The sequence below is a fragment of the Streptomyces sp. NPDC050388 genome, from assembly GCF_040655635.1.
Lineage (GTDB): Bacteria > Actinomycetota > Actinomycetes > Streptomycetales > Streptomycetaceae > Streptomyces.
The window spans coordinates 20,137-45,277 of sequence record NZ_JBFAKH010000033.1; the positions used below are offsets into that span (position 1 = coordinate 20,137).

22 protein-coding genes and 1 pseudogene are annotated in these 25,141 nt (G+C 74.1%); 15 read left to right on the plus strand and 8 right to left on the minus strand.

What is annotated here, in order from left to right:
* Positions 1-17: 17 nt before the first annotated feature.
* From AB0I73_RS20300 to AB0I73_RS20315, 4 genes are all read right to left on the minus strand, one after another.
* Positions 18-1,409, minus strand: a complete 1,392-nt coding sequence (locus AB0I73_RS20300; protein ID WP_363039212.1) for an alpha-lytic protease prodomain-containing protein — start codon at positions 1,407-1,409, stop codon at positions 18-20.
* Positions 1,410-1,816: 407 nt separating this feature from the next.
* Entirely contained in the window at positions 1,817-2,581 is a 765-nt protein-coding gene (locus tag AB0I73_RS20305) for a metallophosphoesterase (RefSeq protein WP_363039214.1), read from the minus strand.
* Positions 2,578-2,865 carry a hypothetical protein gene (locus AB0I73_RS20310; protein WP_363039216.1) on the minus strand — a complete coding sequence of 96 codons (288 nt, stop codon included), beginning with the start codon at positions 2,863-2,865 and terminating at the stop codon, positions 2,578-2,580. The genes AB0I73_RS20305 and AB0I73_RS20310 overlap by 4 nt, the downstream gene beginning before the upstream one ends.
* Positions 2,862-3,605: a nucleotidyltransferase family protein gene (locus tag AB0I73_RS20315; protein ID WP_363039218.1), complete on the minus strand. Its 744-nt coding sequence runs from the start codon at positions 3,603-3,605 to the stop codon at positions 2,862-2,864. The genes AB0I73_RS20310 and AB0I73_RS20315 overlap by 4 nt, the downstream gene beginning before the upstream one ends.
* A gap of 278 nt (positions 3,606-3,883) precedes the next feature.
* Here AB0I73_RS20315 and AB0I73_RS20320 point away from each other — a divergent pair, with 278 nt between their 5' ends.
* The 5 genes from AB0I73_RS20320 (at position 3,884) to AB0I73_RS20340 (ending at position 12,338) form a co-directional block, all read left to right on the plus strand.
* Positions 3,884-4,480, plus strand: coding sequence for a hypothetical protein (locus tag AB0I73_RS20320; protein WP_363039220.1), 597 nt, complete (start codon positions 3,884-3,886; stop codon positions 4,478-4,480).
* A 24-nt stretch (positions 4,481-4,504) separates the two neighbouring features.
* Positions 4,505-8,854, plus strand: a complete 4,350-nt coding sequence (locus AB0I73_RS20325; RefSeq protein ID WP_363039222.1) for a cation-translocating P-type ATPase — start codon at positions 4,505-4,507, stop codon at positions 8,852-8,854.
* A 439-nt stretch (positions 8,855-9,293) separates the two neighbouring features.
* Positions 9,294-9,899: a hypothetical protein gene (locus AB0I73_RS20330; RefSeq protein ID WP_363039224.1), complete on the plus strand. Its 606-nt coding sequence runs from the start codon at positions 9,294-9,296 to the stop codon at positions 9,897-9,899.
* Positions 9,900-10,068: 169 nt separating this feature from the next.
* On the plus strand, positions 10,069-11,805 hold the full coding sequence (locus tag AB0I73_RS20335) for a SulP family inorganic anion transporter (protein ID WP_363039226.1): 1,737 nt from the start codon (positions 10,069-10,071) through the stop codon (positions 11,803-11,805).
* 191 nt (positions 11,806-11,996) lie between these two features.
* Positions 11,997-12,338 carry a metalloregulator ArsR/SmtB family transcription factor gene (locus tag AB0I73_RS20340; RefSeq protein WP_363039228.1) on the plus strand — a complete coding sequence of 114 codons (342 nt, stop codon included), beginning with the start codon at positions 11,997-11,999 and terminating at the stop codon, positions 12,336-12,338.
* 64 nt (positions 12,339-12,402) lie between these two features.
* Here AB0I73_RS20340 and AB0I73_RS20345 read toward each other — a convergent pair whose 3' ends face one another.
* Entirely contained in the window at positions 12,403-13,062 is a 660-nt protein-coding gene (locus AB0I73_RS20345) for a class I SAM-dependent methyltransferase (protein ID WP_363039230.1), read from the minus strand.
* Between the two features lie 159 nt (positions 13,063-13,221).
* On the opposite strand from AB0I73_RS20345, the gene AB0I73_RS20350 reads away from it, so the two are divergent.
* On the plus strand, positions 13,222-13,674 hold the full coding sequence (locus tag AB0I73_RS20350) for a flavodoxin family protein (RefSeq protein ID WP_109377943.1): 453 nt from the start codon (positions 13,222-13,224) through the stop codon (positions 13,672-13,674).
* Between the two features lie 24 nt (positions 13,675-13,698).
* On the opposite strand, the gene AB0I73_RS20355 is transcribed toward AB0I73_RS20350, so the two are convergent.
* Positions 13,699-14,766 (minus strand): YhjD/YihY/BrkB family envelope integrity protein, encoded by a 1,068-nt coding sequence (locus AB0I73_RS20355; RefSeq protein ID WP_363039232.1) that lies wholly within the window; start codon positions 14,764-14,766, stop codon positions 13,699-13,701.
* A gap of 103 nt (positions 14,767-14,869) precedes the next feature.
* Here AB0I73_RS20355 and AB0I73_RS20360 point away from each other — a divergent pair, with 103 nt between their 5' ends.
* Positions 14,870-15,502 carry a GNAT family N-acetyltransferase gene (locus AB0I73_RS20360; RefSeq protein ID WP_363039234.1) on the plus strand — a complete coding sequence of 211 codons (633 nt, stop codon included), beginning with the start codon at positions 14,870-14,872 and terminating at the stop codon, positions 15,500-15,502.
* Between the two features lie 342 nt (positions 15,503-15,844).
* Positions 15,845-17,785, plus strand: a complete 1,941-nt coding sequence (locus AB0I73_RS20365; protein WP_363039305.1) for a DUF1996 domain-containing protein — start codon at positions 15,845-15,847, stop codon at positions 17,783-17,785.
* Between the two features lie 118 nt (positions 17,786-17,903).
* On the opposite strand, the pseudogene AB0I73_RS20370 reads toward AB0I73_RS20365, so the two are convergent.
* Positions 17,904-18,560, minus strand: a pseudogene (locus AB0I73_RS20370) (MMPL family transporter); the annotation flags it as partial.
* A 315-nt stretch (positions 18,561-18,875) separates the two neighbouring features.
* Here AB0I73_RS20370 and AB0I73_RS20375 point away from each other — a divergent pair.
* From AB0I73_RS20375 to AB0I73_RS20405, 7 genes are read left to right on the plus strand one after another with little or no spacing between them, the layout of a single operon-like run.
* Complete coding sequence (locus tag AB0I73_RS20375; RefSeq protein WP_363039236.1) at positions 18,876-19,463, plus strand: hypothetical protein; 588 nt, start codon at positions 18,876-18,878, stop codon at positions 19,461-19,463.
* Between the two features lie 35 nt (positions 19,464-19,498).
* The gene (locus AB0I73_RS20380) at positions 19,499-19,765 is read left to right on the plus strand and encodes a hypothetical protein (protein WP_363039238.1); all 267 of its coding nucleotides are present in this window, start codon (positions 19,499-19,501) and stop codon (positions 19,763-19,765) included.
* Positions 19,766-19,815: 50 nt separating this feature from the next.
* Positions 19,816-20,739: an oxygenase MpaB family protein gene (locus AB0I73_RS20385; protein ID WP_363039240.1), complete on the plus strand. Its 924-nt coding sequence runs from the start codon at positions 19,816-19,818 to the stop codon at positions 20,737-20,739.
* Positions 20,740-20,797: 58 nt separating this feature from the next.
* On the plus strand, positions 20,798-21,304 hold the full coding sequence (locus AB0I73_RS20390; RefSeq protein WP_363039242.1) for an SRPBCC family protein: 507 nt from the start codon (positions 20,798-20,800) through the stop codon (positions 21,302-21,304).
* Positions 21,297-22,946 carry an NAD(P)/FAD-dependent oxidoreductase gene (locus AB0I73_RS20395; RefSeq protein ID WP_363039244.1) on the plus strand — a complete coding sequence of 550 codons (1,650 nt, stop codon included), beginning with the start codon at positions 21,297-21,299 and terminating at the stop codon, positions 22,944-22,946. Before AB0I73_RS20390 ends, AB0I73_RS20395 begins: the two co-directional genes overlap by 8 nt.
* A gap of 34 nt (positions 22,947-22,980) precedes the next feature.
* A complete protein-coding gene (locus tag AB0I73_RS20400; RefSeq protein ID WP_363039246.1) occupies positions 22,981-23,499 on the plus strand; it encodes a hypothetical protein in 519 nt (172 codons plus the stop codon).
* Entirely contained in the window at positions 23,496-24,377 is an 882-nt protein-coding gene (locus AB0I73_RS20405; RefSeq protein ID WP_363039248.1) for an SDR family oxidoreductase, read from the plus strand. Before AB0I73_RS20400 ends, AB0I73_RS20405 begins: the two co-directional genes overlap by 4 nt.
* Before the next feature lie 26 nt (positions 24,378-24,403).
* On the opposite strand, the gene AB0I73_RS20410 is transcribed toward AB0I73_RS20405, so the two are convergent.
* Positions 24,404-25,093: an adenosylcobinamide amidohydrolase gene (locus tag AB0I73_RS20410; protein WP_363039250.1), complete on the minus strand. Its 690-nt coding sequence runs from the start codon at positions 25,091-25,093 to the stop codon at positions 24,404-24,406.
* Between the last annotated feature and the right edge of the window lie 48 nt (positions 25,094-25,141).

The following is a 25,141-nucleotide window of genomic DNA, read 5'->3' on the forward strand; positions in this document are numbered from 1 at the left end:
CAGCCCATGTGAAGCGGTCACCCGCGCTGCCACAGGGCCGGGGTCCCGGCCGGTGCCCACGCGCCCTGGGCCTGGTGGCTCTGCAGACACCGGTAGCGCACGCCGTCGCGGGTCACCACGGCTCCGGCCTCGTACACGCGGCCCTCGGTCCACTCCTGGCCGGCACCGTCCTGCGGGGCCGGGGCCGGGGCCGGGGCCGGTGTCGTGGCCTGGGCGGTGGTGAGGACGAGGCCGAAGTCGCTGAGGATCGGGTTGACCGGCTGGTAGAACGTCGTGCCACCGCTGGTGCAGTTCCCGGAGCCGCCGGAGGTGACGCCCTGCGCCTGGGCGCCCGCGACGAACGGCCCACCGGAGTCGCCCGGCTCGGCACACACCGTGGTCCGGGTCAGCCCGCCGACCGTGCCCTGGGGGTAGGCGACACTCGTGTCGTGCTGCTGGATCGTCCCGCAGCGCCATCCGGTGGTCGAACCGGACCGGCACACCGCGGCACCGACGAGCGCCTGCACCGATCCGGTGACCTGCACCTCCTGACCGTCCTGCGCCCTGACGCCGGGCGTGGCCGTCCACTGGTCGTCGGTGGCCACCCACGCCATGTCCTTGCCGGGGAACGTCGAGGCCTGGAAGGTGCCTTGGGCGGTGCGGTCGTAGCCGGTCGTCACCGCGCCGGGCGCGCCGCAGTGGCCCGCGGTGACGAAGCCCTGCTGCTCGTCCCTGGTGACGGAGAATCCGACGGAGCAGCGGGCGGCGTCGTCGATGTAGAAGGCGTCACCGCCGGTGATGTCCTGCATCAGGCGCGGCGAGTCCGTCGTCGGATGGATGCCGACGTCCGAGTCCTGGAGCCCCGCCGCCTCGACGAAGGCGGCGCCGGCCGCCCGGCTCCTCGCCTGCACCATGATGCGGTTGTTCGGCACGTCGACGTACCACACGGGCGTGTCCAGGGTCTGGACCCGGGTGGCCGCCGCGTCCAGCTTCGCCTTGGCCGCCACGAGGTCGGACAGTGTCCGCCGGACGACCGAGGCCGTCGCACCCTGGGCCTCGATGGCGGGGACGTCCCCGGCGTCGACGGTCGCGACCGTGAGGTTCTCGGAGGCCGCGCCGTGCACCCAGGCGCCGGCGAACCGCTCGCCCAGGGCGATGCGCAGACGGCCCGCGCGGGTGCCCGACTCCGCCTCGTTGGCCAGCCGTTCGAACGCCTGAGCCTCAGTCAGCCCCAGGTCGCGCCGCAGGGCGCCGAGCAGTTGCGCCGACGGCCGCTCGGCGTCGCCGCCCGGAGGCCGGGCGGCGACGGGCGCGAGTCCCGCCGTGGGCGGGAGCCCGGCCGCCGCGACGGAGGGGAGGCCGGTGAGGACGAGACCGCCGAGCGCGGCCAGGGCCGCTCGACGCGCGGTCCGGGCATGTCTGAGGACCATGGGGGACGTCTCCTTCGTTCGGGGGCCGGCCGCCGCGAGCCCGGGACCTGTCCGGCGGTTTCCGCCGGGCCCGCTGCTGCACCCCGCCGCGCTGCCGGGCCCGCCCGCGTACGTCCCGTACGACGACGACCCTCCGCCCTGCGACGCTTCCTCACTGCCTGAAGGGCGTGGGAGGCACCCCCAGCGCCGGACTTCGCGGACCGGTCCGGCAGGAAACGCCGGACAGGACCTAGGCCTTGCCCGCGGCGCCCGATGCGATGTCAGGAGCGCGCCGATTTCGCGCTTTGGTGCGGCGGATGTGCCACGTGCAGTACCAGGACGCGACGGCAGGCGGTCGGGCGTGGTCAGACGGAAGCGCCGCCGGCAAGGGGCCGACGGCGCTGGACGAGCGGGGTGCGCGGCTGTGTTCAGCCGGACGCTTCGGTACCCGCCGACGTGCTCACGCGTTCTGGGACCGGCAGATGGTAGACATGGAAGGCGCGACCGATGACCGGCTGGGCGACATTGCGCACCCTGACGCCTCCGCTGGTCATGCCGTGCTCCGTACCGGCGTGCGCGTGCCCGTGCACGGCGAGGTCGGCGCCGGCCGTGTCGATCGCCTCGGCCAGCAGGTAGCTGCCCAGGAACGGATAGATCTCCAGCGGCTCCCCGGCCAGGGTCTCCGGCACGGGGGAGAAGTGGGTGAGGGCGATCCGGAGGTCGCAGCCCTCCGCGCCCAGCCGCTCCAGGGACGCCCGCAGCCCGTCGGCGCAGCGGCGCGAGTGCCGGACGAACTCCTTCATCACCGGCTCGCCGAACTCCCCGGCGCTGCGCCCGACGAACCCGCCCCCGAACCCTTTGGTGCCGGCCACCCCGATGCGTGTGCCGCCACTGCGCACGACGGTCCCCTCGCCTTCCAGGACCCGGGCGCCGGCGTCCCGCAGGATGGCCGTGACCTCGTCCGGGTGGTCGTCGTGGTGGTCGTGGTTGCCGAGCACGGCGACCACCGGGACGGCGAGGCCCCGGATCTCCTCGGCCACCACGCGAGCCTCCTCCGGAGTCCCGTGCCGGGTGAGATCGCCCGCCAGCAGCAGCAGGTCGGCGCAGTCGGGCAGGGTGTCGAACGCGGGACGGAGCAACCCCTGACTGTCCGGCCCCATGTGGATGTCCCCGACAGCGGCGACCCGGATCATGTCAGCTCCTCCGCCTGGTCGGGCGACGACGTCTCGTTGACCACGACGTCGCAGTGCACCGGAAGCCCGGCGAGCTCCTCGTGCACGACGCGCAGGACCTCCTCGCGGGCGGGGGCCGAGGGAACGGTCCCCGTGACCAGCACGGCCTCGCCGCGGACCTCGATCCGTACGCCGAGTTCACCGAGCTCCCCGGCGGCGAGACGGTCCTGGAGATGGGCGACGCGGTACTCCCGGCTCTGCGCCGGGGGCACGCCGCCCGCCGGTTCGGCACCTCGGCTGCTCATGGGGATGCTCCTTCCGCGGGCTCACGGACGACGGTTTCCCCGGACGGCGGGGTGTCCGGGGGGTGGGGCGTCCGGATGACGTCCAGACGTTCCAACAGGAAGAAGAAGGCGGCCGGCATGGGCTCGTCCCCGCAGTCGCGCCGCACCCGGCCCCAGTCGACCTTCTCGCGCAGGGCCCGGGCGATGGGCAGGACCGCGCCGAAGTCGAGGTGGTGCTCGGAGAAGGCGGCGATCAGGCTCCACAGCAGGTCGGTCGGTGCCAGGACGGGCATGCGCACCGACTCCACCGGGAGTTCCTCCGCCCGGTCGAGCATCTCCGTGGAGACGGGCCGGTGCGCCAGCTCGAAGATGATGTCGACGTCCTGGCCGAAACACGTGGCCTTGATCAGCCAGTCCTCCGGCGGCGTGTACACCGTCAGCCCGGCCTCGTGGAGTGTGGCGGCCACGGAGTCGGCGTCCTCGGGGCGGACGCAGAAGTCGACGTCGTGCTGGAGGTTCCCGCTGCCGCCATGGGCGTGCACGGCGACGCTGCCGGCCAGTGCGAAACGGTGCCCGTTCCGTTTGAGGATCGACCCGACTTGTTTGGCCGCCTCCAGGATGGCCTGGTTGCGGTCGCGGGGAAGCTCGGTGTTCTCCTCCCCGGTGCGTGCCGGTGTCCGGCCGGGCGCGTCCGTGGCCGGCCGGACACCAGGGGCCCCCGGGCGCCGGACGAGCGGGGCGCCGTCGCCGTTCTCCGTCATGTCCTCTCCCCTCGCCCGAGCGGACGATCCGCACGGCCGCGGCCCCCTGTCCCTGCCCCGGGGACGGGCCGGCCGCTGTGTGTGCACTGGGTACCCGGGGCACCCGGTCCGACACCGGCGGAGGTACGAAGCGCAAGGACCGCTGTCCGTGCGGCGGGGCCGCGACGGGGCCGCCTCGGGTGAACAGGAAAAGCGCTCCGGCCGTTCACGGCTGAATATGGGCCACAGGGCAGGGAAGCCGATGGGTGCCCCTGGGTGATGCGCTTGCGGAGGTCGACATGAACGAAGTGAACGACATGAACGACATGAGCAGGGACACGTCTCGTTCGTCGGGTCTTCCGCAGCCCTTGCGGGCCGTGGCGTCGGGCCTGCGGCACGTGCCGGGCGCGGAACAGGTGGGGAAGGCGGCCGGCGGGGCGCTGGACGCGATCGGGGCGGTGTCCCCGCGCGGTCGCAGGATGGCCGTCTACGCCGGAGCCGGCGTGCTCGGTGTGGCCGGCGTCGTCGAGTGGCCGGTGGCGCTGACCGGCGCGGCCGTCGCCTGGCTCACCCAGCAGCGTCCGGCCCGGCCGCCGGAGACGGGGTCGCCGGACGGCGCGGCACCGCCCGGCGAGCACGGGATACACCGCCCGGAAACCGGAACGGAACCGGAGCCCGCGCCCGGACCGCCCACCGACCAGGGCCCCGGCGACCGGCTGGACCTCTCCCGCCACCGGCACGAACCGGCGGAACCCCACGTGCACGAACAACCCGCCAAGGTGGGCGACACCGCGACGGCGTCCGCGCTCAAGCAGGTCGCCGAAGCCACCGCGCACCACGAGCACACCGACCGCCACCCGGGCCGGGCCGGCGCACACGACCCGCAGACCGGCTGATCCAGGACCACGGGACACCCTCAGATGCTCACACGCTTCGACGTCGCCCCCCTCGCCGGGGCCGTGGCGGGGGCCGCCGCAGGCGCCGCCCGCAGTACCGCCCGGGGCATGACGTCCGTCCACGACACGACGCACCGCATCGGCAACGTCGCCCGCAACGCTCTGGGCGGCGGCCGGCACTGGCGGGCCGGACACCGCGTCCACCTGGCGCTGCGGAATCCCGGCGGCGACACCGGCCCGCTCGCCCGCAAAGCGGCCGACGAACTCCTCGACCACCCCGACGTGCTGACGGCGTACTGGGACGAGGGACTGACCCGCCTCGTCGTGACGGTGGCACAGGACGCGGCCGGCGACCGGGTGACCGAGCGGGCCGTCGCGCTCGCCGCCCGCCTCGGACTGAGCGAGGACGCCGATCCGGAGGAGGAAGAGACCCCTCACCCCGGCGACCCCCGCGAGGTACGGGTCAGCGCCGCCGCGCTGCTGCTGGACGCCGCCGGTGCGGCCGGGGCCCTCGCCGGGCGCTCGCTGGGCCTGCCGCGGACCCCGAGGACGGTCACCGCCGCCGTCACGCTGATGCGTGAGAACCCCCGCTTCCGCGCCCTGCTGCGGCAGCGGTTCGGCTGGAACGGCAGGGAACTCGTCCTCGCCGCCGCCAACGCCGCCGCCCACGGAGCCGGACAGTCGCCCATGTCCCTGGTCCTCGACGGGCTGCTGCGGACCAGCCAGCTGACCGAGGCGGTGGCCCGGGCCGCGGCCTTCGAGGCGCTGCACGACGACCTCTGCACCGAGGAACGCGCCGGCATCCCCGGTCCCAACGACAGCCGCCCACCGCTGCGGGTCACCCCCGCCCAGGCCTACGCGGCCAACGCCGGCACCGGCAGCCTGGCCGGTGCCGCCGCCGCCCTCCTCGTCACGCACGAGACCCAGGAGGCAGCCGAAGCCGTCCTCGCCGGATCCCCCAAGGCGGCACGCTACGGCCCGGCCGCCTTCCAAGCGGCCCTCGGCACCTCCCTCGCCCGGTCCGGGATGCTCGTACGCAGCGGGGAGCGGCTGCGACAGCTGGAGATCGCCGACTCCCTCGTCCTGCACGCCGACGCCCTGCGCAGCCGCCCGCCGGGCACCCCGGACGCCGACGGCGGGGCCGCCGCGTTCGACGACCCGGTCGACCCGTTCGCCGAAGCCGTCCTCGACGCGGCCCGTCGGGCCGGGCTGTACGTCGTGATCACGGGCGGCTCCGACCTGAAGGACATCACCCGGCTCGCGGACGAGGCGGCCCCGGCGGACATGCCGCTCGGCGACGTCGTACGGGCGCTGCAGAACGACGGGCACATCGTGGTCAGCGTCGCCCGTGTGGCCGAACGCGGTGACGGCGAGGTGGCGGACGGGCTGCCCGCCGGTGACGTGGCCGTCGCCCTCACCGACGCGCGGTCGGCGATCCCCTGGGGAGCCGACGTGCTCGCCCCGGGCGGAACGGCCGACGTGTGGCGGCTGCTGACGGCCATTCCGGCGGTCCGCCGGGTCGGCCGCCGCTCGCAGGTCCTGGCCCGCGCGGGCGCCGCCCTGTCGGGGCTCATGGTGGCCCGCGGCGGCAAACCCGGCGGCCGCGCCTGGCGGCGGCTCACCCGGCACGCCCCGGTGAACATCGCCGCGGCCGGAGCCCTGCTCTCCGGCTGGGCCGAGGCCGTCGGCGTGGCCCGCGCCACGCCGCCCGAACCCCGGCTGCACGTGCCCTGGCACGCGCTGGAGCCGCACGAGGCGCGCGACCGGCTGAGCAGCCCCGCGACCGACGCCGAACCCCGCGGTCTCGCCCTGCTCGTCGACCGGTCCCGCCGGCGGGCGGCCCGGCTCGCCCGTACCCCCGTGGCGGCACCGGCCCGCTGGACCTGGCAGGCGGCCGGTGCCGTCCGCCGGGAACTCGACGACCCCCTCACGCCCGTCCTGGCCACCGGGGCGGTCGCCTCCGCCCTGCTCGGCTCGCTCGTCGACGCGCTGCTCGTCGTCGGCGCCATGGACCTCAACGCCGTGGCGGGCGGACTCCAGCGGCTGCGCGCGGAACAGGCGCTCGCCCGGCTGGCCGCCCGCCAGCAGCCCAAGGCACGCCGGCAGGACGCCCGCAGGCGCACGGTCACCGTCGACGCGGTCCGGCTGCGGCCCGGCGACCGGATCAGCCTCGCCGCCGGCGACGTCGTACCGGCCGACGCACGACTGCTGGAGGTGGACGGGCTGGAGGTCGACGAGTCGGCGCTCACCGGCGAGTCCCTGCCCGTGGCCAAGGGCCTCGACGCCACTCCCGGCGCGCCGGTGAGCGGGCGGACCTGCATGGTCTTCGAGGGCACCACCGTCGTGGCCGGCCGGTCCGTCGCGCTGGTGGTGGACACCGGCGACCGCACCGAGGCGGGCCGCGCCGTCGCGCTCGCCGCCCGCACCCCACCGCCCGCCGGCGTCCAGGCGAGGCTGCAGGAACTGACCCGCAAGGCGCTGCCGGTGACCCTCACCGGCGGCGCACTGGTGGCCGGGCTGTCGCTGCTGCGCGGCAGCCCGGTACGGCAGGCCGTCAGCGGCGGGGTCGCGGTGGCCGTCGCCGCCGTCCCCGAGGGACTGCCGCTCGTCGCGACCGTCGCCCAGATGGCGGCGGCCCGCCGCCTGTCCCGGCGGGGCGTCCTGGTGCGCACGCCCCGCACCCTGGAGGCGCTCGGCCGGGTCGACACCGTCTGCTTCGACAAGACCGGCACCCTCACCGAGAACCGGCTGCGCCTGGTCCGGGTCGCCACCGCCGACGGCACCGTCCTCGCCCCGGGCGCCGAGCCCGCCGTGCCGGTGGTACGGCTGGCCGCCCGCGCCTGCCCGCAGGTGGAGACGGGCCAGGGCCGCCGGATCGCGCACGCCACCGACGAAGCGGTCCTCGACGCCGCACCGCCCGACGGGTCCTGGGCGCCCAGCGGTGAGCTCGCCTTCGAGGCCAGCCGGGGCTATGCCGCCGCCGTCGGCCGGGACAACGGCGGCACCTCCCCGGACGCCGGTGACCTCCTCGTGGTCAAGGGCGCCCCCGAGACGGTCCTCCCGGCCTGCCGCGACCTGCCCGACGACACGACCGAAACGGCCCACACCCTCGCGGGGCAGGGGCTGCGCGTTCTCGCCGTCGCCCGGCGGCCGTGCCGGGGCCCGGACGCCACCGCCGAACTCGAGGCCGACCTCGCGGATCTGGAGTTCGTCGGGCTGATCGCCCTGGCGGACGTCCCGCGCGACACCTCGCAGGCCCTCCTCACGGAGCTGCGCCGCTCCGGCATCCTGCCCGTCATGCTCACCGGCGACCACCCGGAGACCGCCCGCGCGATCGCTCTGCAACTGGGCTGGCCGGAGGAGACCGGGGTGGTCACCGGCGACGAACTGGTCGCCATGGGCCGCCGCGACCGGGTCCGCGCCCTGCACGGCGCCGGAGTCGTCGCCAGGGTCGCGCCCGAGCAGAAACTCCATGTGGTGGAGGCGCTGCAACAGGCGGGCCGGGTGGTGGCCATGGTCGGCGACGGCGCCAACGACGCCGCGGCGATCCGCGCCGCCGACGTGGGCGTCGGCATCGAGGCGCGCGGTTCGGCCGCCGCCCGCAACGCCGCCGACCTCGTCCTCACCACCGGCGACCTGTCGGTCCTGGTCGACGCGGTTCGCGAGGGCCGCGCGCTGTGGCGCAGCGTCGCCGACGCGGTGAGCATCCTCATCGGCGGCAACGCGGGCGAGGTCGGCTTCAGCGTGCTGGGCACCCTGCTCGCCGGCTCCTCACCGCTGTCGACCCGTCAGCTGCTGCTGGTCAACCTGCTCACGGACATGTTCCCGGCGATGGCGGTGGCGGTGACCCCGAGCGACGATCCGTCGACGGCGGCCCATGCCGAGACCGGCCCGATGGGCCTCGACGTCCTCGGAGCCCCCTTGCTGCGTGCCATCCGGCGCCGGGGCGTGACCACCTGCCTCGGCGCGGTCACCGCGTACCTGATCGGCCGCCTCACCCCCGGCACCAACCGCCGCTCCACCACCATGGCCCTGTGCGGCGTGGTCGGCGCCCAACTCGTGCAGACCCTCTCCGGCCGCCGGCACAGCCCCCTGGTGTGGACGACGGCTCTGGGCTCCGCCGCGGTGCTCGCCGCCCTCGTCCAGACCCCCGGCGTCAGCCACTTCTTCGGCTGCACCCCGCTGGGTCCCGTGGCCCTGGCGGGCGTGACGCTGGCCATCGCCCTCTCGGCCCTCGCACCGCGCCTGGAACGCCTGGAGACGGTCCGGCGCCTGTACGAGCTGCTCTCCCGCCTCGCCCTGCGCCTGGGGGCCGGTGCCCAGCAGGCCCGGCACCTGCTGCACAGCGGCATCGCGCGGCCGGTGGTGGCGTAGGGGCTCTCGTCCCGGAGGAGGCGACCGTCGACCGGGACGGCAGCGGCCCGAGCGGAACTCCCCGGGTGCGCTCAGACTGGAAGAGCAGGGCGGCCCCGGAACCCTTCGGGGGTCCGCCGACGCAGGCGGGCGCGGGCTGCGCCCGAAGCCGCAGCCCGCCGGCACCGAGAAGGGTGAGGATCGGCATGAAGGGTTACGTCTTCCACGGCCCCGGGCACCCGCACCTTCCCGCTCGAACGCATGCAGGACGCGTACGACGTCTTCGGCAGGGCCGTTCCCGGGCCGGTCCGAACCCGGGACGGGGCCGTTCGGCCCATGCGCCGAACGGCCCCGGTGACGGACCCTGAAGAGGAGGCGCCGCGGTCCCGACGAACCGGCCGGCGACGTACCGACGCGGCTCGTCGTGGCCTCCGGCACCCGCGCGAGGAGGTGACGTCCCATGGCGCGGACGCGTGGTGCGCGGCCACGCAGGGTGTGGTGGTGGCGCTGGCGCAAGAACCCGCTGCGGCGCCGCAGCGATCTGATCGAGGCCTGGCTGCTGCTGGCCACCCTCGTCCTCGCCCTCCTGGCCGGGGCGTTCGCCGGCCTGGCGGCGGCGGGGGCGGTGGACGGGTCCCTCGCGGGGCGCCGCGCCCAGGCCCACACCGTCCAGGCCACACTGGTCGGGGACGCGGCACGGGCGCTGCCCACGCCGGTGGCCGAGGACGGTGACGGCAGCGGCCACGTGTGGGCCAAGGTCCGGTGGACCGCCCCCGACGGCACCGTCCGCACGGGCCGGGCGGAGGCCGTCCCCGGGAGCAAGGCCGGCAGCGTGGTCACCGTGTGGACGGACGGGGAGGGGCGTCTGGTCTCCGAACCGACCGGTGGAGCGGACGCTCAGTTCCAGATCGTCATGGCGGGCCTCACGGTCGCGGCCGCGGGCGGGGGACTGGTCCTGCTCGGCGGACGGCTCGTCCAGAGGCGGATCCAGCGGCGGCGCGCGGTGGCGTGGGAGGCCGAGTGGCGGCTGGTCGAGCCGACGTGGCGGAAGCGCATGACGGGCTGACGGACGCACGGTCCGAACGGAGCACGCAGGGACCATGTGCGGTGTTCCCTATCTGCTGAATTGCAAAAATTGGCAATTGCCTACATCCTTGACTGATATGCCCGTCGTCGTGGGTCCTCGAGGCACGCCGTACGACGGAGCGTCGTAGCCACCGGGAAGTCGAGGGGTTGTGTCGGTACCGTTGCTGCTCGCCGGGGCCTGGGCCCGGATCACGTCGCTGCTGCCCGCCCGCGGTGACCTCGACCAGATGCGGCGCGATCCGCGCCGGGACCTGCTCGCCGGACTGACCGTCGCCGTCGTCGCACTGCCCCTCGCCCTCGGATTCGGCGTCTCCTCCGGGCTCGGCGCGGAGGCGGGGCTGGCCACCGCAGTGGTCGCCGGCGCGCTGGCCGCCGTGTTCGGCGGCTCCAACCTCCAGGTCTCCGGCCCGACCGGGGCGATGACCGTGGTGCTCGTCCCCATCGTCGCCGACCACGGCGCGTCGGGCGTGCTCACGGTCGGGCTGATGGCGGGCGTGATCCTGGTCCTCCTGGCGCTGCTGCGGGCCGGAGGCAGCATGCGGTACGTGCCCGCACCCGTGGTGGAGGGCTTCACGCTCGGCATCGCGTGCGTGATCGGACTGCAGCAGGTCCCCAACGCCCTCGGCGTCCCCATGCCCGAGGGCGACCGGGTGCTGGTGGTGGCCTGGCGGGCGTTCGAGGAGTTCGCGCGCACACCCGACTGGACCGCCGTCGCCCTGGCGCTCTCGGTGGCCGCCGTGATGCTGATCGGGGCGCGCCTGCGGCCGACCGTGCCGTTCTCCATCCTGGCCGTGACCGCGGCCACGCTCGTGGTCCAGATCGCCGGACTGGACGGGGTGCGCCCCATCGGCGACCTGCCCTCCGGCCTGCCCACCCCCTCGCTCGCCTTCCTCGACACCGGCGCGCTGGCCGGACTGGTCGCACCCGCCGTGGCCGTGGCGGCGCTGGCCGCGCTGGAGTCGCTGCTGTCCGCCTCCGTGGCCGACGGCATGACCGTCGGCCAACGGCACGACCCGAACCGCGAACTGTTCGGCCAGGGCCTGGCGAACATCGCGTCGCCGCTCTTCGGCGGCGTCCCCGCGACCGGCGCGATCGCCCGCACCGCGGTCAACGTCCGCACCGGAGCCACCTCGCGACTGGCCGCCCTCGCGCACGCGGCGGTCCTCGCCGGGATCGTCTTCGCGGCCGCCCCGCTGGTGTCGAAGATCCCGCTTGCCGCACTGGCGGGCGTCCTCCTGGCCACCGCCGTCCGCATGGTCGAGGTCGGTTCGCTGCGCGCGATGGCCCGCGCCACCCGCTCCGACGGGCTGGTCCTCGTCCTCACGGCCGTCGCCACCCTCGCCCTCGACCTCGTCCTCGCCGTGATCATCGGGCTGGCCGTCGCGGGCCTCCTCGCGCTGGGCGCCGTCGCCCGGCAGGCACACCTCGCCCCGCTCCCGCTCGATCAGGGCGACCACACGGAGGAGGAACGCGAACTGCTGGCCGAGCACATCGTCGCCTACCGCGTCGACGGCCCGCTGTTCTTCGCCGCCGCCCACCGCTTCCTGCTGGAACTGACCGACCTAGCCGACGTGCGCGTGGTCATCCTGCGGCTCTCCCATGTGAGCGTCGTCGACGCCACCGGCGCCCTGGTGCTCAAGGACGCGGTGGCGAAACTGCGGCGCCGCGGCATCGTCGTCATGGTCTCCGGCGTCCGGCCCGACCACCGCAAGGTCCTCGACTCCGTCGGCGCGCTGGAGTCGCTGCGGGACGAGGGCCGGGAGCACGCCACGACGCCGGAGGCGATCCGCGCGGCCCGCGACCACCTGGAGCTCACCGGCGTCCTGCCCGCGCCCAGGGCCCCGCAGCCGGCCGCCGCGCCCACCGGACCGCCGAACGGGCCCTGACCACCTGGGGGATCGGCTGGCACAGCCACCGGAACACAGGGATGTGTGAAGTTGCTAATGTCGGAAACTCAGAAAATGGCGAGGTCGGGTGCCGACGACGCACAGGCAAGGCGAGGGGCCTTGGGCTGGACGACGGGACCGGGGCGGCGCGCCGGAAACCGGAACCCGGAACCCGGAAAGGGGACGGCACGATGACCACGCCGCTCTACCAGCTGAAGGCCGAGTTCTTCAAGACCCTGGGCCACCCCGCCCGCATCCGGGTCCTGGAACTCCTCAGCGAGCGCGAGCACGCCGTCGCGGAGATGCTGCCCCGGGTGGGCATCGAACCGGCTCACCTCTCCCAGCAACTGGCGGTGCTGCGCCGGGCGAACCTCGTGGTCAGCCGCAAGGAGGGCTCGACCGTGTACTACTCGCTGACCAGCCCGCACGTGGCCGAACTGCTCCGGGTGGCCCGCACCATCCTGTCCGGAGTGCTGGCCGGCCAGGCCGAACTGCTCGCCGACCTCAGGGGCGAGTCGAAACCGCTTCCGTAGCGCGGCCGAGGTCCCGCTGCGCGGGCCGTCCTCGCCGGAACCACCCCTGCCCCGCGGGCCGGCGTCAGCCCGCCGGGGCCGCCTCCCCGCCCCCGCGACGGCCGTGCAGGAAGAGCTGGGGCTCCGGCGTGGCGTCGGGGTGGGCCGGGACGAACATCACGCTCTCCTGCGACAGCACCGTCAGCCCCGCCTCACGTACCAGCGCGGTCACGGCCTGGGCGGCGAAGCTGGTGACCCGCACGTCCTGCCCCATGAAGACACCGTCGAAGCCCTCGACGTCCAGGGGCACGGTGGCCAGCGCGAACAGGCCGCCGGGGCGCAGGGCCAGGGCCAGCCGCCGCACCAGGTCCGCCTGCTCCGCACGGGACATCTGGAGCAGGGCGAAGTACACACAGACGGCATCGAGGGAACCGTCCTCGAGCGGCAGCTCGCGGATGTCACCGCGGCGGAACTCGGCCTCGGGCACCTGCCGGGACGCGATCTCCACCATCACCGGCGACACGTCGACGCCCAGCACCCGGTGACCGGCCGCGGCGAGCGTGGCGGCCGTGGGCCGGCCCGTCCCGCTGCCCACGTCCAGCACCCGGCTGCCGGGCGGGAGCCGTTCGAGCAGCCACGCCAGCGAGGCCCGGTGCGCCTCGGAGGCGGCGAACGCCTTCTCGTAGTCGCTGCCCAGCGCGTCGAACACCGCCGCTGCCGGTGACCTGCGATTCCCGTCGGCCAAGGCGCACCCCGTCTCCGCGTATCGATGCCGGGCATCGTGCCACCCCCGAGCCGCTCTCACAACCGTTCCCCGCTGCTCCTTTCGGCGCTCCCTCCGAGGCTCCTCCCGCACCTCGGACCGGCTTGCGAAGGCCCCGGCCGGCACGGCAGGGTCGGGGGTGTGCCGACTCTGCTGATCATCCATCACACGCCCTCGCCCAACTGCCAGACGATGTTCGAAGCGGTCCTGTCCGGGGCCGGCGCCCCGGAGATCGAGGGCGTCCGGGTCGTCCGGCGGGCGGCGCTCTCCGCCACGGCCGGCGACGTCCTGGACGCCGACGGCTACCTGCTCGGCACCCCGGCGAACCTCGGCTACATGTCAGGGGCGCTCAAGCACTTCTTCGACCAGGTCTACTACCCGTGCCTCGACACCACCCGGGGCCGGCCGTTCGGTTACTACGTGCACGGCGGCAGCGACGTCACCGGGGCGGTGCGGGGCATCGAGTCCATCACGAAGGGCCTCGGCTGGCGGCGCGCCGCGGACGCGGTGACCGTCACCGGCGAACCCGACAAGGCCGCTCTCGAGCGGTGCTGGGAACTGGGCGCCACGCTCGCCGCCGGACTGATGGACTGACCCGTCCGGGCCCCGGTGGCGGGATCAGCTCCCCCCGTCGACCCGGCGCCGGTCCTGCTCGTTCCAGGCGCGGGTGTCCCGAGGCCGGGTGTACGGCTCGGCCTCCGGCGGATGACCACCGGCGATGGCCCGCTGCCGGGCGATCTCCGCGTCGAACTCCAGGCCCAGCAGGATCGCCAGATTGGTGATCCACAACCAGACCAGGAAGACGATGACACCGGCCATCGTGCCGTACGTCTTGTTGTACGAGGCGAAGTTGGCGACGTAGAACGCGAACCCGCCGGAGGCGGCCAACCAGAGCAGCAGGGCCAGGAAGCTGCCGGGGGTGATCCACCGGAACCCCCTGACGCGGGTGTTCGGAGCGGCCCAGTACAGCAGCGCGATCATGATCGTCACCAGGACGACCAGCACCGGCCACTTGGCGATCGACCACACCGTCAGCGCGGCGTCCCCGATGCCGAGGGTGCCACCCACCTGACGGGCCAGACCACCGGTGAAGACGACGATGAGCGCACTGACCACGGCCAGCACCATGAGCACGACCGTGATCCCGAGCCGCACCGGCAGCACCTTCCACACCGGACGTCCCTCGGGTATGTCGTAGACCACGTTGGCCGAGCGGATGAACGCCGCCACGTAGCCCGACGCCGACCACAGGGCGAGCACGAGGCCGACGACCGCCATGACCGAGCCAGTGCCCGCGTTGCCCTGCAGTTGCTCGACGGCCCGGGTGATGATGTCGCGGGCCGCCCCGGGGGCGAGTGCCTGGACGTTCTCCATCACCTTGCCCGTGGCCGAGCGGCCCGTGACGCCCAGCAGCGACACCAGCACCAGCAGTGCCGGGAACAGCGCCAGCACACCGTAGTACGTGAGCGCGGCGGCCCGGTCGGTCAGCTCGTCGTCCTTGAACTCGCGCAGCGCGCCCTTCAGCGCGGCGCCCCAGGCCCCCTTCGGGAGCTCGGCCGGCGCGTCCGGTGCCGCCCGCTCCACCTCGTCGCTCGGCCCTTGCTCCACAGGCCCCCGGTCTGAGCGCTCCGGCTCCGGGGTGTCACCGTCGGACCGCCTGCGGCGTCCCGGGACGTTCAGTTTCATGGCCATCGAGTAACCACGGGACGGGAAGTCACTCCGCGCACGAGCGGCCGCGGGAGCGGAACAAGGTTGTGGGAGCGCTCCCGCAGCGTGCAGGATGCCGGGCATGATCTCGTCTCCCGTGATTCGTCCGTACCGCCGTGAGGACCGGCCGGCCCTCGACGACATCTGTGTCCGTACCGCGCACAACGGTCGGGACGCCCGCCCCCACTACCGTGACCCCGGCATTCTCCCGGCGGTCTTCGCCGCCCCCTACGTCCACCTGGAGCCCGAACTCGCCTTCGTCCTGGACGACGGGAAGGGGCGCGCGGTCGGTTACGTCCTCGGTGCCGCCGACACGCCCCGCTTCGCGCGGGACTTCCGCGCCGCGTGGCTGCCCCTGGTCGCCGATCGTCACCCCGAGCCGGACGGGCCGCCCGGGACGCCGGACGAGGAGGTGGCCCGGCTCCTGCACCACCCCGAGCGGATGTCCGTCCCCGGACTGGCGGCCTACCCCGCCCACCTGCACATCGACCTGCTGCCCCAGTGGCAGGGGCGCGGGTACGGCCGGGAGCTGATGCGGACGTTCCTCAAGGCGCTGCACGGCCGCGGGGTGCCCTCGGTCCACCTCGTGATGGCGAAGGCCAACAGCTCCGCCAGGGCCTTCTACGACCGGATGGGCTTCCATGAGATCGAGGTGCCCCTCGACGATTCCGTCACCTGCCTCGGGCGCTCGACGCGGGACCACGACCGGCTCTGAGGGCCCCGTGTGCCGGCAGGCGGCGGACGTGAACTTCCGCTGACCAGTGGTCGCTCCAACTGCCCGGCCCTCGAAGTCCCCGCCGTGCACGCCGGGTCGGGCGGGGGCTCGGGACCCGGGTGCCCTGCGGTTCCCGGGAGTTCCTGAGATTTCTCGAAGGAACCGTGCGGCGCTTGAACACGCCGCGACGCGCTTACGTATGGGGCGTGGGAATTCCATGCCCGCCCCCCGCGACAAAAGCGTAGGAGTACTGCCTTGGCACGCAACACACGCAGACGCCCACGAGGTCCACAGCGCGCGACCTTCGCCGCGGTCGCGCTGATCCTGGGCGGAGGGGGGTTGATGGCGGCCAATGTCTACGCCTCCGCGACGGAGGACGACGCCGTGGGCGGGGCCGGCCAGGCACGCGTCCTCGGCGGCGCCACCATCGACTGCCCCGACGTGGCGACCAACCTGACCACGGTCCCCGAGGAGGCGCGGCCGGACGTCGACAAGGAACTGGCCGCGCTGGACGAGCAGATCGCCCAGGCCTATCAGCGCCTGGGGGAGTCCGCGCAGGCCATTCAGCAGGACCCCGGCGTCGCCGACGACAAGGTCATCGACCCGCTCGAGAAGGAGCGCTCCGCGACCCTCGAACGCATCGCGGCCGCCATGGAGGAGGAGGGGGACCGCCCCGAGGGCCTCGGTGAACTCGCCGACTGCTCCGTCCGCGACTCCGGAAACGCCTCCGCCCAGCCGGGAGACGGCCAGGACGGGAACGGCCGGCAGGGCGACCAGGGCGAAGGGGGCGACAACGGCCAGGACCAGGGCGGCGGAAACGGCGGACAGGCGGGCAACGGGCCCGTCGCCGCGGACTTCGTGGACATCAAGAGTGTCCAGCCCAACGTGGTCAAGCCCGACCCGACGGCGGACGCCTCGAAGGGCACCTTCGTCAGCAGCTGCGGAGTCAACGAGAACGGTCTGTTCAACTCGGACAACGTGATCGCGGCCCCCGGTGTCGCCAACGGCGCGCACCACTTCCACGACTACATCGGCAACCAGGCCACCAACGCCTTCTCCAGCGACGACCAGTTGGCGGCGGCCGACACCAGCTGTGAGGACCAGGGCGACAAGTCGTCGTACTACTGGCCCGTGCTGCGGCTGCAGAACGGCACCGAGGAGCAGGACGCCGACTCCCCCGGCGGCGGCATCGAGGGCAACGTCGGTGAGATCGTGACCCCCAAGGAGGTCACGCTGACGTTCGTGGGCAACCCGCGGGGCGAGGTCACGGCCATGCCGCGGCTGCTGCGCATCATCACCGGTGACGCCAAGTCGTTCGTCAACGGTCCCGCCAACGCCAACGCGTCCTGGAGCTGCACCGGCTTCGAGGACCGGCAGCTCGAGGACAAGTACCCGCTGTGCCCGCAGGGCAGTGACGTGGTCCGCACCTTCGACTTCCAGAGCTGCTGGGACGGCCGCAACACCGACAGTGCCAACCACCGTACGCACATGGCGTTCATGGACGCCCAGGGCAACTGCCCGTCCGGTTTCACGCCCGTGCCGCAGCTGGTCCAGCGCATCGTCTACGACGTCGACGCGCCGAGCCTGAACGACGGCGGCGCGACGACCCCGCTGTTCGCCGTGGACTCCTTCCCGGAGCAGCTGCACAAGCCGGGCACCGACCACGGCGACTTCATCAACGTCTTCGACGAGGACCTGATGCAGGAGATGGTCGACTGCATCAACAGCGGACGCACCTGCGGTGTCGGCGCCGGTGACGGTGGTGAACAGCCGGGTGAGGACCCGAAGGAGGAGCCCACCGAGGCTCCCGGCGAGGGCGGCAACGGCGGCAACGGTGCCGAGCAGCCCGGTGACGGCGCCGCCCAGCCCGGTGACAAGGGCGGCAAGGGCGACAAGGGTGACAAGGGCGGCGACGGCGACGGCCGGCCGGAGAACCCCTCGGAGCCCCCGGCCGAGGCCCCGGCCACCGAGGAGCCCGCGGGTGACGACGCCACCACCCCGCCCGGCGACAAGCAGCCCGAGGTCCGGGCCTCGGTCGCGCCCAAGGGTGACGGCGCGGCAGGCGCGGGCGGCCAGCAGGGTGACGGCGCCGGCCAGGAGACGCCGGGTGTCGGCACGGCGGCCGACGACGCCGGCCGGCAGGCCGCGGCGGCCGACGCCACCGAGCCGCAGACCGTGGGCGGCGGCCTGGCCGAGACGGGTGCCCAGCTCTGGCCGGCGGCCGCGGGCGCGGTCCTGGTCATCGCCGGTTTCGTGCTGTTGCGCCGCGTGCGCCGCACCTGACCCGGACGTCCCGCGCGGCGGGGCGCGGGTACGCACGACGGCGGCAGGCCCCGCGGGACCTGCCGTCGTCGCGTCGTACGTCCCGCTGTCCGGACCTCTGGGAAGGCGTCGGCGCGCCCTCGCCCTCCGTGTCGATGTGGGGCAGGATCCGCTCCAGCCGTCGCGGTGTCCACCAGGCGTGCCGGCCGAGCAGGATCATGACGGCCGGCACCGTCAGCAGGCGTACGACGGTGGCATCGAGGAGAACGCTGACGGCGAGGCCCGGACCCAGCACCTTGACCACGGTGTTCTCGCTGATGATGAACGTCGCGAACACGCTCACCATGATCAGCGCGGCACAGGTGATGACCCGCGCGGTGATCTCCAGGGCATGGGCGACCGAGTCCTTGGCGTCGCCGGTGCGCAGCCAGGCCTCGTGGACGCGGGAGAGCAGGAAGATCTCGTGGTCCGTGCTGGGGCCGAAGGCGATGGCGGACATCATCATCGGCACATGGCTCTCGATCGGCGCGGTGCCGGACACGCCGAGCGCGGGCCCGCCCCGGCCCCACTGGAAGACGGCGACGACGACGCCGCAGGAGGCGGTGACGGACAGGCCGTTGAGGACGGCCGCCCCGAGGGCGACGAGCAGCCCCCGGAACACCGCCAGGACGATCAGGAAGGCCGGCGCGACCACCACGCCGATGATCAGCGGCAGCCGGTCGGCGACGAGGTCGCGGAAGTCGACCTGGGCCGCCGTCGTACCGGTGACACAGGTCTTGGCGCCCGTGCCGCGCACACCACTCGCCCAGCCGTCGCAGCGACCCCCTCCCGCGTCCGCCCCGTGCCGCGTCTCCACCGTGCTTCGCAGGCATGGGCGCGTTCTCCTCCGCCCCGGCTCTCCGCCCCGTCCTGTGCCGAGGCCGAGCCGGTCCTGGTTGCCACGGTGCGGCGTACCGGAGCCTCGGTCGGTCACCCCGGCTCCGTCCCCGGCGGCGACCTCTTCCCTCTCGCGTCCTGTCGGTGCAACCTTCGGCTCAACTCGGTCGTCTCACCTGATATCAGCAGGAGGCGACCCTTGGGGGCTGAAATAATGAAAACAAGAACAATTTGCATGATCCTGGCGCTCGTGGGCGGCGCGCTGGGAACGGCGGCGGTCCCCGCCGCGGCCACGCCCGCCGTCTCCACCCGGGCGGCCTCCGCCCAGGCCGCGACGCCCCGGTCCGCGGCGTGCCCCACCGGTTGGGGCAGCCTGGTCAGGACCGCCCCCGCGGTCACCACGACACCGGTCCGGGACGTCAGGACCGGACACCACACCTGCTACGACCGGATGGTCGTCGATCTGCCGGGAGCGGGCGGCAGCGGCATCGGGTACACGGTCCGGTACGTCGACCGGCTGTACCAGGACGGCTCCGGCCGGCCCGTCCCCGTAGCCGGCGGCGCCGTCCTGGAAGTGCGGGTGGCCGCTCCGCCGTACGACCCCGAGACCGGTCGGCCCACCTACCCCGCGCGCGCCGGACAGCCCCTGCCGGGAGTGGACCTGACCGGGTACCGCACCTTCAGGGACGCGCGGTTCGCAGCCGGCTTCGAGGGCGACACCCAGATCGGGCTCGGGGTGCGCGCCAGGTTGCCGTTCAGGGTGCTGCAGCTCCCGGACCGTCTCGTGATCGATGTCGCCCACAGCTGGACGGGTGCGAGCTGAGCGCGATTGTCAGTGGTGGGTGCCACCCTGCCGGTATGGACGAACTGGAGTTCATGCGCGGCAGGGTCTACGGAGCGGACCACGACGATCCGGGGCCGCGCGACGGGCGGTTGTACGCGGAGCTGGCAGGGGGGCCGCTGGACGGTCTCCTGCTGGACATCACGGACCGCTCCGAGACGGAACTGCGAGGCGGCGTCGGGCTGCCCACCGAGATAGGCCGCTACGGCACGGGCGGCCGCGCCCTGTACGTGCCCCGCGGCAGGGGCGGGCGTGTGTTCGACTGGAAGGGCGATGTTCCCTGAACACGTGGCCCGCGCCGGCCGGCGCGGGCGCGAGGAGGCGGGAGTGAGCCATGGGACTCCTTTCGGACGGCGGCCGGGTGGTGCGCGGCCGGATCGGTGACGCGATCTTCTCCCGGGTGGCGGGACCGGACGGCCGCGACAACCGTGCCCGTATCCACTGCACGCCCGGTCCGCGCTGGTTCGGTCCCGAACGGCCCGTCAGGCGGGTGCACGGGGATGCCTCGATGTTCATCGGCGGACTGTCGGCACTGCTGCTCCAGTCACTCCATCCGCTGGCCATGGCCGCCGTCGCCGGGCATTCCGGGTTCCGCGGGGATCCGTGGGGCCGCCTGCAGCGGACCAGCACCTTCCTCGCCATGACCACCTACGGCCCGGCCGACAGCGCCCAGCAGGCCGTCGACCGGGTGCGGGCCGTGCACGAGACGGTGCGCGGCACGACCGCCGACGGCCATGAGTACCACGCCGCCGACCCCCACCTGCTGTGCTGGGTGCACATCGCGGAGGTCGACATGTTCCTGCGCGCCCACCAGCACTACGGTGCCCGCCCGCTGGACGACGGGGGCTGCGACGGTTACGTGGCGGACATGGCGCACATCGCCACCGCGCTCGGCGTGCCCGACCCGCCGAGGAGCCGAGCCGAACTCGCCGACCGGCTGGCGGAGTACCGCGGGGAACTGCGGTCGACCCCCGAGGCACGCGGCGCGGCGCGTTTCCTGCTGCTCAACCCACCCGTTCCGGTCCTCGCCCGGCTGCCCTACGGCGCCCTCGCCGCCGGCGCCGTGTCCCTGCTGCCGAACTGGGCGTCCCGCGCGCTGTGGCTGCCCCGGGCGACGCCCGCCGAAGGCATGCTCGCCCGCCCGTTCGGCACCGCCGTCACCGCGGGCATCCGCTGGGCGCTGGCCCCGCCCGTCGCCCGGGCGGGGCGCGGACAGCGTGGTCGTCCGCCCGGGCCGGGGCAGGGCGCCGTCGGTTGACACGTCCGAATCGGGGCACTCAGTACTGGCTGGTGCCGTTCGGACACAGGAGGTCGAAGTGGCGGTTCGTCATCGACTGATCAGCACGAGTCCGCAGACGGTCTGGGCCGTCCTCGCCGACGGCCGTCGCTACGCACAGTGGGTGGTGGGGACCTCCTCCTCGGAGCCGGTCCGGGGGAAGTGGCCCCAGCTCGGCGCGGCGATCCGCTATGAAGTGCGGCTGGGGCCCCTCCGTCTGACCAACGAGACGGTCGTCCGATTCTGTGAGCAGGGCGAGACCCTGGAACTTGAAGCCAACGCGGGACCGCTCGGCACGGCGCGCATCGCCATCGAGCTGCGGCCGTGGGGGGACCAGTGCCTGGTGCTCGTGGACGAGCATCCACTGCGCGGAATCGGCGGGCGCCTGCACAACGTGGCCGTGGAAGCCCTGTTCCAGGTGCGCCACCGCGCCATGCTCGCCAGGCTGGCGAAGCTCTGCGAGGCCGAGGCCGCCGAGGAGGAGCGTCGCCGCCCCCTCGGGCAGGTCGTGTCACCGAAGCCCGGTCGGGGAGGCGCTCGTGCCTGACGCCGTGGTGATCGGGGCCGGCCCCAACGGACTCGTGGCGGCGAACCTCCTGGCCGACGCGGGCTGGAGGGTGGAAGTCCTGGAGGAGCAGCCGGAGCCCGGCGGAGCGGTACGGCACGACCGGGGTGTCGACCCGGACTTCGTCAGTGACCTCGGCAGCTCCTTCTATCCGCTCGCCGCCGCGTCCCCGGTGCTCTCCGGGCTCCGCCTGGAGGACCACGGTCTGCGCTGGAGCCATGCCCCGCACGTCCTGGCCCACCCGTTGAGTGATGGCAGGTGCGCGGTGCTCGACCGCCGGATCGATGTCACCGCCGACTCCCTGGAGGCCTTCGCGCCGGGCGACGGAGCCGCCTGGCGGCGGCTGCACGACGTGTGGCAGGACCTTCGCCCCGACCTCCTGAACTCCCTGTTCACCCCCTTCCCGCCGGTCCGCTCCGCCGCCCGGCTCGCCGTCCGGCTGCGCGGCGCGGGCGGCCTGCGGATGGCCCGCACCCTGGTGCTGCCCGTCCGCCGTCTGGGGGAGGAGGAGTTCCGGGGTGAGGGCGGCGGGATGCTGCTGGCCGGCAACGCGCTCCACGCCGACCTGGCACCGGAGGCCGCGGGCAGCGGGGGCTTCGGCTGGCTGATGTCGATGCTCGGACAGACCTACGGCTTCCCCGTGCCGTCCGGCGGCTCCGGCGCCCTCACCGAGGCACTGTCCCGCCGGCTGGCCGCACGCGGCGGCCTGCTGCGCTGCGGTCGGCGCGTCGACCGCGTCGTCGTGCGCGAGGGCCGGGCGGTGGGGGTGCGCACCGCGGACGGCGAGACGATCGGCGCCGGGCGGGCCGTCCTCGCGGACGTGTCCGTACCGGCCCTGTACGGCGAACTCGTCGACGCCGTGCACCTTCCCGCCCAGCTGGTGTCCGATCTGCGGCGCTTCCAGTGGGACTTCGCCACCTTCAAGGTGGACTGGGCACTCGACGGCCCGGTGCCCTGGCAGACCGGGCAGGCCGCGGGCGCCGGCACCGTCCACCTCGCGGACGGCGTCGACGAACTGACCCGGTTCGCGGCCCAGATCGCCATGCGCCAGGTCCCCGATCGCCCCTTCTGCCTGTTCGGGCAGATGACGACGTCCGACCCCGCTCGCTCCCCCCGGGGCACCGAGTCCGCGTGGGCCTACACCCACGTGCCCCACACCATCGCGGGCGATGCGGGCGACGAGGGACTCACCGGTACCTGGGACGCCGGGGAGCAGGAGATCATGGCCGACCGCGTCGAGCGCCAGGTCGAACGGTTCGCACCCGGGTTCCGCTCACGGATCCGGGCCCGGCGCGTGCTCGCCCCTCCGACGCTCCAGTCCCTCGACCGGAATCTGCACGGCGGCGCCATCAACGGCGGCACCACGGCCATGCACCAGCAGCTCTTCTTCCGCCCGACGCCCGGCACCGGACGACCGGAGACGCCCGTGAAGGGTCTGTACCTGGCGTCCGCGGGAGCACATCCGGGCGGCGGCGTCCACGGCGCACCGGGCGCCAACGCCGCCCGCGTGGCCCTGCGCCGGCACCTGACGCCGGATCTGGCACGGGTGCAACGCCTGCTGGCTCGCCGGGACCGCACCGGCCGCAGACAACCCGGCCCGGGCCCCCGAGCCGACGGCGGATGACCGAACACCGACGACCACAGGCGGAGGCGAGACGATGACCCGTCACGACGACGGTCCCGACCGCGCGCACCAGCGCCCCGAAGGCGTCAGCCGCGCCACCGTGGAAGCCCTGGGGGCGCTGTCGAAGGCACTGGAGACCACCGAGCGCGCCCGGGGCCACCTCTACAGCTTCCACCAGCTCACCGGCACCGCCGACCTCGAACTGGACCGGGCGGTCGAACTTCTTCGCGAGGCCGGGCACCCGGAATGGGCCGAGACGGTGCGCACACAGGTCCTGGGCCGGAACGTGATTCCCGGCCACTGGACGTTCCAGATCGTCGAGGCCTACGACCACACGTACTACGAGCCGTTCAGGGAAATCGAACGCGCCGCCGTCGAGGAACTCGCCGAAGGGCACGACCACCTCTACGAGGCGGAGATGAAGGAAGCCCGCCGTACCGTCGGCCATCCCGACCACACCGCCCGTCCCGACATCACCCCGGAGCCCGGGGTGCGGGCGAAGGAGCGCAATCGCACGGACCGCACCCGAGCATCCCGAAGGGAGGGGCCGTGAACGCCGACCCGCTCCACGGCCGCACCGTCGTGGTGACCGGCGCCGCGCGGGGAATCGGAGCGGCCCTGGCGCGCGACCTGTCCCGGCGAGGGGCCCGGCTCGCCCTGCTCGGTCACGAGAAGGCGGCACTGACGTCGGTGGCGGCCGACCTGTCCACGGCGGCGCTGGTCTGCGAGGTCGACATCACCGACGATGCCGCCCTCGGCGATGCCGCCGCACTGGTGCGCACGCGCCTCGGCACACCGTCCGTCGTCGTGGCGAACGCGGGTGTCGCGGAAGGCGGCCCGTTCGCCACCTCGGACCCCGCCGACTGGCGCCGGGTCATCGACGTCAACCTGACGGGAAGTGCGGCGACGGCCCGCGCCTTCCTGCCCGACCTGCTGGCGACGCGGGGCTACTACCACCAGGTCGCCTCGCTCGCCTCGATCGGCGCCGCCCCCATGATGAGCGCCTACTGCGCCTCCAAGGCCGGGGTGGAGGCCTTCGCCCACGCGCTGCGGGCCGAAGTGGCGCACCACGGCGTGGCCGTGGGCATCGGATACCTGAACTGGACCGACACCGACATGATCCGTGACGCCGACCAGCACCCCGTGCTGCGGGAACTGCGCGCCCGGATGCCGCCGCCCGCCCGGCGCGTGTACCCGGTGGACCAGGTCGCCGCCCGGCTGGCAGCGGCAGTGGAGCAGCGCAGTACGGCCGTGTACGTGCCCCGCTGGCTGCGCCTGGCTCAGGCGGCGCGCGCCGCGCTGCCGCCCGTGGTGCTGCGGGTCGCGCGGCGGGAGCTGGCCCGCCTGGAGGCCGAGGACCCGATGCGGCACACGGGCCTGCTGGGCGCCGGTGGGGAAGCCGACCGGGTGGCGGCCCGGAGGAACGGGTGATTCCCGGATCAGCCGCGACGTCGGCCTCAGGGCGCGGGCGTGGCCTCCCGCACGGCGCGGTGGACGGCCCGCGCCAACCGGGCGCCCCACAGGGATCGGGGCCCGGCGAAGGCCTGCGGCTCCTCACCGGGGCGGGGGATGCGGGCGGCGACACACACCGCGTCGGTGGGGGTCCCGGAGCAGTCGTGACCCGCCTCCAGGAGGGCCTGCACCTTTGCCTCCGTGGCCGTGGCCACCGCGTTGACCAGGGCGGCGTCGGTGAGCGGCACCGGCACGGCGACGACGATGTTGATCGTGCCCGGAGCGCCTGTACCGTCTGTGCCGCCCGTGCCCGCTGCCGGAGCGGCGGCCCAGCCGCGTACCTTGACGCCCGACGTGACGACCGCCTCCGCGCCGCCGTCGTGCGCGCGGGCATACGCCGAGACGTCTGCGGCCGTCATCAGTCCCACCCCCGGACCGCGTGCGCCCGCCCCGGAGGCGAGGGCGGCGAGGTGCCGGTCGGGGTCGGTGCGCCGATAACCGTGGGAGACCTGGGCGTTGAGGACCCAGGCCCGCTCGCCGATGCCGCCACCCAGTACCGCGCTGCTGATCATCCGCAGGCCCGGCCCCGGGAACCACAGCAAGGCGTGCAGTCGTTCGCCGTCCTCGACACGGGTCAGGCAGCGTGGGCGCAACAGTCCGACGGGTGTGCGGGGCGGCGGGAGGACGGCGGTCACCGGGCAGAACTCCTTGCGGGATCGGGGTCGGCCGATCGTATGCCGGAC